Origin of the sequence: Pseudomonas morbosilactucae, assembly GCF_023241715.1 — a bacterium.
GTDB lineage: Bacteria > Pseudomonadota > Gammaproteobacteria > Pseudomonadales > Pseudomonadaceae > Aquipseudomonas > Aquipseudomonas morbosilactucae.
In genome coordinates this window covers 17,224-28,525 of the sequence record NZ_JALQCW010000085.1, presented here as the reverse complement: position 1 = coordinate 28,525, position 11,302 = coordinate 17,224, and the positions used below count along the sequence as shown (strand labels likewise).

7 protein-coding genes and 1 pseudogene are annotated in these 11,302 nt (G+C 55.1%); 6 read left to right on the top strand and 2 right to left on the bottom strand.

Features of this window, described 5'->3' with window-relative positions; all coding sequences use genetic code 11:
* Together M1B34_RS27970 and ccmI are read left to right on the top strand one after the other, a co-directional pair.
* On the top strand, positions 1-293 hold a 293-nt coding region (locus tag M1B34_RS27970; RefSeq protein WP_268266823.1), incomplete at its 5' end, for a cytochrome c-type biogenesis protein.
* On the top strand, positions 290-1,507 hold the full coding sequence (ccmI, locus tag M1B34_RS27965) for a c-type cytochrome biogenesis protein CcmI (protein WP_268266822.1): 1,218 nt from the start codon (positions 290-292) through the stop codon (positions 1,505-1,507). The genes M1B34_RS27970 and ccmI, both read left to right, overlap by 4 nt.
* Positions 1,508-1,868: 361 nt before the next feature.
* Here the strand turns inward: ccmI and M1B34_RS27960 are convergent, their stop codons facing one another.
* Positions 1,869-2,156, bottom strand: a complete 288-nt coding sequence (locus M1B34_RS27960; protein ID WP_268266821.1) for a c-type cytochrome — start codon at positions 2,154-2,156, stop codon at positions 1,869-1,871.
* A 388-nt stretch (positions 2,157-2,544) separates the two neighbouring features.
* On the opposite strand from M1B34_RS27960, the gene M1B34_RS27955 reads away from it, so the two are divergent.
* The 4 genes and pseudogenes from M1B34_RS27955 (at position 2,545) to M1B34_RS27940 (ending at position 9,318) form a co-directional block, all read left to right on the top strand.
* Complete coding sequence (locus tag M1B34_RS27955; protein ID WP_268266820.1) at positions 2,545-4,272, top strand: ABC transporter ATP-binding protein; 1,728 nt, start codon at positions 2,545-2,547, stop codon at positions 4,270-4,272.
* A complete protein-coding gene (gene qhpG / locus M1B34_RS27950) occupies positions 4,269-5,576 on the top strand; it encodes a flavin-dependent monooxygenase QhpG (RefSeq protein WP_268266819.1) in 1,308 nt (435 codons plus the stop codon). The genes M1B34_RS27955 and qhpG overlap by 4 nt, the downstream gene beginning before the upstream one ends.
* A gap of 323 nt (positions 5,577-5,899) precedes the next feature.
* Positions 5,900-7,374 (top strand): annotated as a pseudogene (locus M1B34_RS27945) (benzaldehyde dehydrogenase).
* Between the two features lie 144 nt (positions 7,375-7,518).
* Entirely contained in the window at positions 7,519-9,318 is a 1,800-nt protein-coding gene (locus tag M1B34_RS27940; protein ID WP_268266818.1) for a sigma-54-dependent Fis family transcriptional regulator, read from the top strand.
* An 82-nt stretch (positions 9,319-9,400) separates the two neighbouring features.
* Here M1B34_RS27940 and M1B34_RS27935 read toward each other — a convergent pair whose 3' ends face one another.
* Positions 9,401-10,675, bottom strand: coding sequence for an alginate export family protein (locus M1B34_RS27935; RefSeq protein ID WP_268266824.1), 1,275 nt, complete (start codon positions 10,673-10,675; stop codon positions 9,401-9,403).
* Positions 10,676-11,302 lie beyond the last annotated feature (627 nt).

Genomic DNA, 11,302 nt, shown 5'->3' with positions numbered 1-11,302 from the left:
TCGCCGCTGACCTGCGCAAAGAGATCTTCCGCATGCTTGGCGAGGGCAAGGACAACCAGCAGATCATCGACTTCATGGTGGACCGCTATGGCGACTTCGTTCGCTACAAGCCGGCTCTCACCGGAAAAACCGCCTTGCTCTGGTTTGGTCCCGCCGGCCTGTTGCTGGGCGGTGTGCTGATCATTGCCGTGATCGTCCGGCGTCGGCGCGTTGAGCGCAGCGACAGCCCGAACACGCTTTCTGTCGACGAGCGCCAGCGCCTCGACCAACTGTTGGAAAAAGACCGCGAATGATTGATTTCTGGCTTGCTGCAGGCCTGCTGCTCCTGGTGGCCCTGAGTTTTCTGTTGATCCCCATCTTGCGTGTACGCCGTGCCCAGCGTGAAGAGGATCGTACCGCGCTAAACGTGGCGCTTTATCAAGAACGCGTGGCCGAGTTGCAGGGCCAGCAGGCCGAGGGCGTGCTGAATGCCGAGCAGATGGACAGTGGCCGTGCCGAAGCAGCTCGCGAGTTGCTGGCCGATACCGAAGGCTTGGCGCCGGCCCGGGTGTCCCGATTGGGCAAGCCTTTGCCGCTGCTGGCGGCGATTTTGGTGCCGGTGCTGGGCCTGGGTTTGTACCTGCATTTTGGTGCCAGCGACAAAGTCGAGCTGACCCGGGAATTTGCCCAGGCGCCGCAGTCCATGGAAGAGATGACCCGCCGCCTGGAGCGCGCCGTGGCCGCGCAACCGGATTCCGCCGAGGGCTTGTACTTCCTCGGGCGGACCTACATGGCCCAGGACCGTCCAGCGGACGCGGCGAAGATCTTCGAACGCACTGTGGCCCTGGCCGGGCGTCAGCCGGAGCTGTTGGGGCAGTGGGCCCAGGCCCAGTACTTTGCCGATAACAAGCAATGGTCGGACAAGGTCCAGGCCCTGACCGACGAAGCCCTGAAGGCGGATCCCAAGGAAGTCACCAGCCTCGGCCTGCTGGGCATCGCCGCCTTCGAAGGGCAGCGTTATCAGGAGGCCATTGATTACTGGACGCGCCTGCTGGCCCAGCTGCCGGCGGACGATAATTCCCGTGCTGCCCTGCAAGGCGGCATCGAGCGGGCCAGCGAGAAGCTGGTAGCCAACGGCGGCAAGGTGGCCCAGGCACCGGTGGCCACTGCCAAGGCGGCATTGCTCAAGGTGCGGGTCGACCTGGCGGCGGAGCTCAAGGCCAAGGTCCAACCGGGTGATAGCGTGTTTATCTTCGCCCGCGCCACTCAGGGGCCGCCCGCGCCATTGGCGGCCAAGCGCCTGACCGTGGCCGACCTGCCGGCCACCGTCGAATTGGGTGATGCCGACGCGATGATGCCGCAGTTGAAACTGTCGAACTTCCCTGAAGTCCAATTGGTGGCACGCATATCCCGTGCAGGCCAGCCCACTGCCGGCGAGTGGATCGGTCGCAGCCAATCTTTGCCCCCCATTTCGACAACTATCCACAACCTGATTATCGATACACCAGAACACATGACAGGCGACTAGGGTATGTGTTAGGTGACAGTGTCTAGATGAGGCCGCACACAGGATAGAGCCGGATAGGGATCAACGACTTCTTTGACTACCGCTTCGATGCAATGTCGTTTAGCGGCTCTAGGTACGACAGCCTGGGGCGCGAAAGGGAAGCGTTTTGCCTATACAGCCTAAGGTCGTCTACATGAGCACGTTGAGGTAGGCCATTCATCTGGGGGCGGCTGCGAAACCCACTGGTTAAGCGGTTTGAGGTACAAAAAAGACGTCCGTGGACGTCTTTTGAGGTGGATATTCAAAAACTTAACTACAGAGCAACCGTAACGCAGGTGATGTCAGTGCCTGTGGGGCGCTTTGCCTACGCACTCATGGGTGCTTACTTCGACATCCAGACGATGACGGCCTTATAGTCGTCTGTAGTGCAATCCATGCATAGGCCGCGTGCAGGCATAGCATTAAACCCTTCGGTAACATGCTTTACCAATGTGTCAATCCCTTTGTCCAGGCGGGTGTTCCATGCCGCCTGGTCGCCTTTTTTCGGAGCAGTTGGAAGTTGTCCGCTATGGCACATAGTGCAACTACGATTGAATATGGCTTCTGGCTCTTGCGCGGCCTCGGCAGAAGCAAAAAAAACTAGGCATACAGCAGCGACAACGTTTTTCAAGGTTTATCCCTATGGTTCTTGTATTAAGGCTTTGTCGACGACTGACGATATCCAACCCAATAACTGCGACAAACTGCGATGTATTGGGTTTCTCATCTTTAGGCGTCGGCGATAGTTGCCTGTGACGGAGTGTCGCAATCGACCAAGCATGCATCGTGCCAATTTAAGCGACGACTTTATTTTCGAGTTTTTTGCTTCTACGAGTTTGGCGCATCCTGAAGGGATAAAAAGAAGTGAAACAATTAGGGGGGGGGTAGTTGGAGCAAAAATTGCATGAGTGGAGCTGCGCACTGAATACAAAAACGCAGATTGACAGGCAAGTTCACCCGGAGATTTTTGGCATGTTCAAGCAACACACTTCCGCAGCCCTGCGAGGCAACTTCATTTGATGCAGAGTCTGATGGTGCGGCTGATCAACAGCCAGGACCCCGAGATGCTGCGGGCGGCGTTGCGCTGGCTATACAGCTTTGTGCGTCCGCATCGACTAGCGATCGCTGGGTTGCTCGGCTTGTCGATTAGCGCCTCGCTTTTGGTGTTGTTACAGCCGTGGCTGACCAAATTGCTGATTGATGATGGGTTGCTGGCGCGAGACTTTTCCAAGCTGGTATGGATCGCTGGCCTGATGATCGTTACTGGCCTGCTTGGAACGGCGCTTTCGGGGATCAATCGCTACTTGCACACCCGTTTGTCCGGACGAATTCTGTTCGCACTGCGTGACGACCTTTATCGGCACCTGCAGACCTTGTCTCCGAGCTTCTACGGGCAGCGCCGCATCGGTGATCTGATGTCGCGCCTCGACGGTGATGTTGCCGAGATTCAGCGCTTTGCCGTGGACTCGTTGTTTTCCGCCGTATCGAGCGTGGTCGGCCTGGTCTGCGCAGTGGTGATGTTACTGACGCTGTCCTGGAAGTTGTCACTGCTGGTGTTGGTGCTGATTCCTCTCGATATCCTCTGGTTGCGCTGGATGCGGCGAAAAGTCGAACGCGATGTGCGCCAGTTGCGCGAGCGTTCCGCAGATGTGTCGTCTTTTATGGTCGAGACGTTGCCAGTGATGAAGTTCATCCAGTCGGCCGGTCAGCAGCAACGGGAGTCCCGTCGGCTTGAGATGTTGGGGCAGGGCTATATGGGGCAGTTATTACGCCTGCAAATTACCGAGTTTTTTACCCAGGCCGTGCCTGGCACGCTGACCTCGCTTGCACGCGCTTGCGCTTTCCTGATCGGTGGTTACTGGGTCGTGCAGGGCGCTTGGCAACTCGGCGCACTCATTGCGTTTTCCACTTACCTGGGGATGGCCGTAGGGCCGGTTCAGAGTCTGCTCGGACTCTACGTCGCGATTCAGAGGATGACCGTCAGCCTCGGGCGTGTCATGGAGTTGCGCGGCGAAGCGCCTCAAATATTCAGCCCAGCCATACCTAAACCGATACCGGCTGGCGGTGAGTTGCGTTTCGATGGGGTGCACTTCAGTTACCCTGATCGTTCGAGCATCCTACGTGGCATCGATGCCTGTATTCCTTATGGCGTGAAAGTCGCACTGAGTGGCAGCTCCGGTGTGGGCAAGTCGACATTGATCGACCTGCTGCAACGGCATCACGACCCGCAGGCCGGCCGGGTATTGCTGGGCGACGTGGATCTGCGCGAGCTCGACCTGTGTGAGCTGCGACGGCGGATTGCGGTGGTCAGTCAGGATATCGTCTTGTTTCGTGGCAGCCTTGCCGACAATCTGGCTTATGCCGTACCGGATGCCAGCCGTGAAGCCATCGCCACCGTGGCGCGACTGGCGCAGCTCGAGAGTCTGATCACGTCTCTGCCGGAAGGTTTGGACAGTTCTCTGGGCGAGCGCGGTCAACAGCTGTCCGGTGGGCAAAGGCAGCGCATCGCCATTGCTCGTGCGCTGCTGCAGGACCCGTTGATTCTGGTGTTGGACGAAGCGACATCTGCGGTGGATGAAGTCACCGAGCGTGAAGTCATTGACGCCATTGACCGCCTATTTTCAGAGCGCACGCGGATCCTGATCAGTCATCGCCCATCCACCCTGGCGAATGCAGACCTGTGTTTTGAACTGTTGGATGGGGTGCTGGTCCCGAAGGTGGTGCTGCATGAGGCCGTTCCCCGATGATGCGAATCAAAATCCTGATACTAGGCGCCGGGCCCGCAGGGGCGACGGCAGCCTTGGGGCTGCGCCGGCTCGGTTATCCTGTCTCGCTGGTCAGCGAGTGGCGTCGATTTTCCGCACTGGAGGGCGTATCGGTGCGCGTACTTGAGGCGCTGCGCGGAGTGGGGCTGCATCATGCCGTGGCGGATGCGACATTGCCGTCTCAGCGCCAGGTGGCATGGAACGGGCAACGTCATGCGCAGAATGTTGAGTTCTTATTGGACCGCCCGAGCTTCGATAAAGGTTTACGGGAGGACTTGCGCTTAGCTGGCGTCGAGTTGATTGAGGGGCGCGTGCTGAACGTTCAGACGTCAGCGACTGGGCACCAAGTGGACATCGAAGGGCGAGAACCCTTGAGCGTCGATTTTCTGATAGAGGCCCGTGGACGGCAGGCCCCCGCTCTCGGTAAGAGTGTGCGCGGGCCAGAGACGCTCAGCCTGTTGAATCGTTGGCAAGGCCAACCAGGTGTCATAGCCAGCGCCGTGGAAAGCCTGGACGACGGTTGGGTATGGATGGCCAGGCAGGCTGATGGCCAGTGCTACTGGCAATGGACGCTGGATGTCGCCAGCGCCGACCTGCCTGCCAAGCAGGATTTGCCCGGCTACTGTCTTCGGCGGCGTCGGGATTCTAGTATTGCGCAGGCTCTTTTTGGCCCACAGCCACGACTTGAGGATGTGCAGCTCCACGCGCGTAGCAGTACCGCTATTTTGAATCCGCAGGTTTGCGGCAATCATTGGATACGAATCGGTGATGCTGCGATGGCAGTGGACCCGCTTTCCGGTAACGGGATATTTCAGTCATTATCCTCCGCGTTACAAGCGCCGAGCGTTATCAACACCTTGTTACTTAAGCCAGAGCGCGCAGCGTTGGCCCAAAGTTTTCACCAGCGGCGGGTCGAGAATTTATTTCTGCGGTTCGCAAGGATCGGTCGTGATTTCTACCTCGATGAGCAGCGCTGGCAAGAGCAGCCGTTCTGGCTAGCGCGCCGGAAATGGCCCGACGCCGATGCTGCTCACGCCGAAGCTGACTTCAGCGCGTTAAGGATCGAGCGGGCACCTGTGCTGCAGGATGGTTTTGTAGTCGAGGCTGATGTGGTGATCACGCCGGATCAGCCATTGGGGGCCTGGTATGTACAGGGGGTCGAGCTCGCGCCGCTAGTACGGCGACTGCGCACGGAGTCCGCCGAACGGGTATTGGCTGGCTTGACGCTGGAGCAAGGGCGTATGGTTCGCAGCTGGCTGACGGCACAAGGCTACAAGCCCAGCTGATTCGGCCTGTACTCTGCTGATCTCAAGTAATGTCCATTCAATCTTCAGCGCTTATTTATCTTCTGGTCGACTATCTATCCGGTTGCATAAGCTCATCTGAGCGTTAGAAAACATTCATTGACTGAGTCTTTCAATTGGTCTGATGTCAGGCATTGCAAATTTATAAGTGTTCAATTATGAGACACTTTATTTGGTGGTTTTCTGTTATTGGACATGCTTTCTGGTGAGCATCCTTATAAAGCCAGCTTGGCACGTCTTGTGCTGCGATGTGAGGCGTTACACACGGCGAGTACAGCCAAATAATAATTTATATAGGTAAAGTTATGAGTGAGCTCTCAAAGTTTCTGCCAGACGAACTGTGGGAAAACTGCGTCTTCAACGGCACTTGGAAAAATATAACACCTGATGTGATTCCGGTGATGGAACCGGCAACAGGGGAATCGCTGGGGTCTGTCGGCATGGCCAATGCCGCGATGGTTCTAGAGGCTGCTCGCATAGCACGTAGCGTTCAAGCGAGTTGGTCTGATACCTCCTTTGAAGCGCGTGCTGTAATCGTGCGCAAAGCCGCTGAAATCGCCGAATTGCACTTCGACGAGATTGTCGAATGGCTGGTTAGAGAAAGTGGGTCGACACAGTTGAAGGCAGGGTTCGAAACCAGTGTAACGATCAAGGCATTGCATGAGAGCGCCACGATGCCAGGGCAGAGCCAGGGTGATGTATTGCCGAATGCGTCTGGAGCAAGGCGCCTGAGCCTCGCTCGGCGTCGGCCGTTGGGTGTCGTTGGGATTATCTCGCCGTTCAACTTTCCCCTGTATCTTGCTATGCGCTCGTCGCGCCTGCATTGGCCACCGGCAACAGCGTTGTACTGAAGCCGGATCCCCGCACTGCAGTTTGCGGCGGGTTGATTATTGCTCGTTTGTTTGAGCTTGCAGGGCTCCCGAAAGGCGTTTTGCACGTTCTGCCTGGTGCAGGCGAAGCGGGGGTTGCGTTGGTGGACTCGCCTGACGTGGCGATGATCCAGTTTACTGGATCCACTGCGGCCGGTCGAAAAGTCGGCGAAGCAGCGGGCCGCACCTTGAAAAAGGTATCGCTCGAGTTGGGTGGCAAGAATTCATTAATTGTATTGGACGACGCGAACCTAGATCTCGCTGTTGCCAACGCTATGTGGGGAACATTCCTGCACCAGGGGCAAATCTGTATGGCCACCGGCCGAATCCTGGTTCAGCGCGCCATTTATCCCGCCTTTTTGAACGCATTGATCGCCAAGGTGGGTACGCTCACCGTGGGTAATCCTGCAACGGAGAAAGTGTCTTTGGGGCCCCTCATCAATGCTCATCAACGTGACCAGGTGGCACAGGTCGTTTCTCGGGCCCAGCAATCGGGTGCGAAACTTGAGGTGGGCGGTTGCTACGAGGAGCTGTTTTTCCAGCCGACAGTGCTCAGTGGTATAACCTCGGATAATCCTGCGTTCCGTGAAGAGATTTTCGGGCCGGTGGCGGTCGTTGTGCCCTTCGACTCGGATGAAGATGCGATAACCCTCGCAAATGATACTGAATACGGTTTGGCTGCGGGGATCATCAGTTCGAATATCGGGCGGGCGCTGAAGATCGGCGACCGGCTGTGCACGGGGATGCTTCACATCAATGATCAGACAGTGAATGACGAAGTCATGAATCCGTTCGGGGGGTGGGGGGCTTCCGGTAATGGCACGAGTGTGGGCGGCGCGGCAAATTGGGAGGAGTTCACTCAGTGGCAGTGGCTGACAATCAAGGACGAAGCCACTCCGTACGTCTTGTAAAACGTACCGGTAACAACATAGCGGCAGCATAAAAAGCGTCTGTTCTTAACAGGCGCTTTTTATGCGATGTAATTATATGTATATCGGTGCCATTGATGATAAAAACACTTGAGAACGTTAAGAAAAATAATGAGTGGTCAGCACATGAATATTAGAGATAGACATGGCCTTGATGAGGTCCGGCGTCGTTTTTTGGATGGGCATGCGCTGCCGGCCGACCTGTTACCCCCAGCCGTAGCCAGCTCTTGGGAGCGCTCCAGGAATGCAGGTCTGTCGCCGTGGGATAAGCGTCTGGCAGGACGTTGGCGCGCCCACGAGTTGAGCCAATCGGATGTTTGTCTGGCGGCCAGCGCCCAACCTGAACTCGACAGGTTGTGGGGCATATTCGGTGGGCAGGAGTGGGCGCTGTTTTGTGTCAATCTCGAGGGCGTAATCGTGTATGCCAAGCACGCGTCCACCTCTGATGTCGTGGATTCGTTAAAAGTGGGTAAGCGTGTCAATGAGATGGATATTGGAACAACCGCTCCCAGTTGCGTACTGCATGAACAGCAGCCGTTTATCGTCTGCGGAGGCATGCATTATTTAAAAGAGTTTGAAGATTTTTTCTGTGTGTCAGTGCCTGTTTTTGGCGTGCATGGCGAATTAGTGGGTGCAATTGATATCACGGGTGTCGGTCAGCGCAATGCGTCTGCGGTTCTGGAGCAGTTGAAAATTGCGGCGATGGCCATTGAAAGCCGACTCTATTCGGGTTTGATAGACTGCCGGATTGTTGCACTGCAGTTCGATGCCAGGTTGATCGGAACTCCGTTTCAGGGGCTTATCGCGTTTGATCAAAATGGAACATTTTGTGCGGCCAACAAGGTCGCGAAAAAAATATTAGGCATTGATGCATCGGTAATCACTGAGTCTTCACTGAGCTGGGACAACTTTTTTAAGCGTGTCCCCCATTCAAACCTTGTAAATACCCCTTGCTTGATCGCCCTGAATGACGGTTCTTCGGTTTATGCACAAACTTTAATTGCGTCTGATTCCTCTCTGGTGCCAAGTTGTGCGCGTCATTCGGCAAACGGAATTGGGCTGGATCCTGCACTCAACCAACAATTCAATATGGCATCAAAGGCCTTCGTAGCGGGCATTCCCATATTTTTGCAGGGAGAAACAGGCACAGGGAAGGAGGTTTTTGCTCGGGCACTGCATGATTCGCTGAAGCCCAACGCTCCGTTCATTGCCATCAACTGCTCGGCAATTCCCGAAAATCTCATTGAGTCGGAGCTGTTTGGTTACGTCGAGGGAACCTTCACCGGTGCGCGTAGGGGCGGTACGAAGGGACGCATAGAGGAGGCAAGCGGCGGAACGCTCTTGCTCGATGAAATTGGAGACATGCCGTTCACTCTTCAGACTCGGCTGCTTCGAGTGCTGCAGGAAAGGGAGGTCACCCGACTTGGAAGTTCGGAGCGCCATCCGATAGATGTCAGGGTCATTAGCGCCACGCATTGCGACATTAAAAAACTCATACAGGAACGTCGTTTCAGAGAGGATCTTTTTTACCGCCTCAACGGTGTACAAATCTGTATCCCGGCGCTGCGTGAGCGGCAGGACCTGGAAAATATTATCCTCACGCTGACTCAGCGCTACCAAGGCGGCTCTATACACCCGGATGCGCTGAAGCTTATCAAGCAGCAGGAGTGGCGTGGAAATATACGACAATTGGAACAAGCGATTCGATTGGCCGTTGTCCTGGCTGGCGCAGGGCTGGTTATCCTTGAGGAGCATTTTCCTGGCCTGGACCAGCCTGTCTGGAAGCGCAGTGAAAAATCGCTAAAAGAACTTGAAAGAAAAAGAATTCAAGATGCGCTGGATGCCAATCGAGGTAATGTAAAAGCCACTGCCGTGCAACTCGGTATTGCGCGCGGCACCATTTATCGCAAGCTCAAACTTGAATGAAGTGTTTGCGGGAGTGCGAGGATGAATTGGCACTGGGTTGTTGCTGTTGCGCAACAACCCAGTGCCGAGTCAGTACGGAGTGTTAAAAGACCGTTGCGACTATCAATTGGGTGTACACATTGGTGCCGTTGCCGCCGAGCTGAGATCCACCGTCAGAACTGGCGCGTTCGGGCTTGAATAAGCCAACCACTGGACTTATCGAAACGTGTTCGTTGACACGCCACTCCGCGTAGAAATCAAGTTCTCGACCGTCAAAATTCCCTAGGTTTTTATCAATCGAGTTGAAGTCAAAGTAAAGTGCGCCGATCGTCAACGCTTCCAGCGGGTTGGCCTTCAAGCCGACATGGTGGACGCGTGTATTGCTATTGAGCGGTCCCGCAAAATTAGAAGCCACTTCGCCTTGGTACCATGTGCCGTAGCCGCGACTCATACCGTAGAACAGTGGGTCGAATTTCTCCGAGAAGCGACTGAATCGATAGGTGACCGTTGGGTTCCAAATAGCATCGGCAAAGTTCCAGCTTCCTTCAAGGTACCATGCATTTTCCCGTTTTTTTTCTTGGTCCTGGGTGGCATATTCGAACGACAGATCAAGGTTTTTGACGCCAAGGGAGCCCCGTCCGCGTAGGCTCATGGTCTCCATGCCTTCTCGGGTCAGTTGGGCAGGCGTGGCAAAGTGCTCGTTGATGTCCGAGGTCCGTATGTAAGTCAGGCCCAATGTTCCTGGCTCAGCAATGTGCTCAAGTGTCGCCACGGAAAGCTCGGTTTCAGCCTGGGCGGGGTTGTCTGATCTGAGCCACATCAAGTCACCGCGCCAGCCTTTGTCGCCGCCTAGGCGCAGAACCGCAGTGTGGTCGAACGCCTTGCGGGGAGCGATATAAAATGCGCCTCCCCGGTTGAAGTCCTGGCCCAGATCCACGTCGCCAAGACTGACCGCATCACCATTGATCAAAAAACCATCGCCGACCACGACCTTTTGGCTGCCGAAAGAAATATCGATGCCGTTTTCCCCGAGGGTAGGAAATAACGTATCTGATCGCCAGCCCAGATAGGCATCTTCTACCGCGGTCCGTCGTTCTGTTCCCTCGGTGAACCCACCGGCATCGCCATCACCCCAGGTGCCAGAGGATACCATGCTGAAAGCGCCATAGACGGTGCCTTTATTATCCAGTCCCTGACTGCCGCGCAGGCCATATTTCACATAACCCTCACGCCAACTCGAACTGCCTGCGCTTTGAGTGCCCAGCAAGCTGTAGTTTTTTTTGCTATGCATTGCGCCGAAAACAGCTTCCAGGTCAGCGTCGAGTTTTGAACCGTTCTGGTTGTAGAGTTCATACGCCTCCACTGGGGCACCGTTCATGAGCAGGCCGGACAGCACAGAAAATATGGCTATATTTTTTTTAGGTATCGGCTTCAAGTTAAGTCTCCTTTCAGAGTTTTTATTATTTTGGCAGGAATCGACGAAAATCCTAACCCACTGTTTTTTGTAAGAACGTTGTAAGAGTGCTGGTTGTTATGCTTGTGCCTCATATTGACTAGGCAATGGGGTTGCTTTCCAAGACGGTTCCGAATTGCGCGAAGTTCATAGCAAGTCGCGCGCCAAGATTCGGATGTTTCCAGCGCTTTGATATGTAGGGGGTTGTCGGAGGGAAAGACTACTTTTAGAGAGCGTTCTGGATTTAAGTATGTTGAAATCTTGAACACAGGTCACTCCATAATTGAACACTTTGAACAATTACAGATGACTGCTGCCTAGCCTCGTCAATCACGAGGAATCGATAAAACCCTGTGTTTCAAGTCGCCCTGTGTGTTGAACACTATGTTCTTAAATGAATCACTATTTTTAGCGAAAATCCTGAAAAATGTAAAATTCATCAAAAAATCATTGTTTTATGGGGGGTGGCACGAAATGTGTATTTGTGTGAAAGGCGCCCGCAAGCCACTTGGGCCATCGGGTGCCACGGCAACAACAATTCAAGTCACTATC

Coding starts and splice junctions, on each gene's coding strand:
- M1B34_RS27940 (WP_268266818.1), top strand. CDS start 7,519: ATGAATATTAGAGATAGACATGGCCTTGATGAGGTCCGGCGTCGTTTT.
- M1B34_RS27955 (WP_268266820.1), top strand. CDS start 2,545: ATGCAGAGTCTGATGGTGCGGCTGATCAACAGCCAGGACCCCGAGATG.
- ccmI (WP_268266822.1), top strand. CDS start 290: ATGATTGATTTCTGGCTTGCTGCAGGCCTGCTGCTCCTGGTGGCCCTG.
- qhpG (WP_268266819.1), top strand. CDS start 4,269: ATGATGCGAATCAAAATCCTGATACTAGGCGCCGGGCCCGCAGGGGCG.
- M1B34_RS27935 (WP_268266824.1), bottom strand. CDS start 10,675: ATGAACGGTGCCCCAGTGGAGGCGTATGAACTCTACAACCAGAACGGT.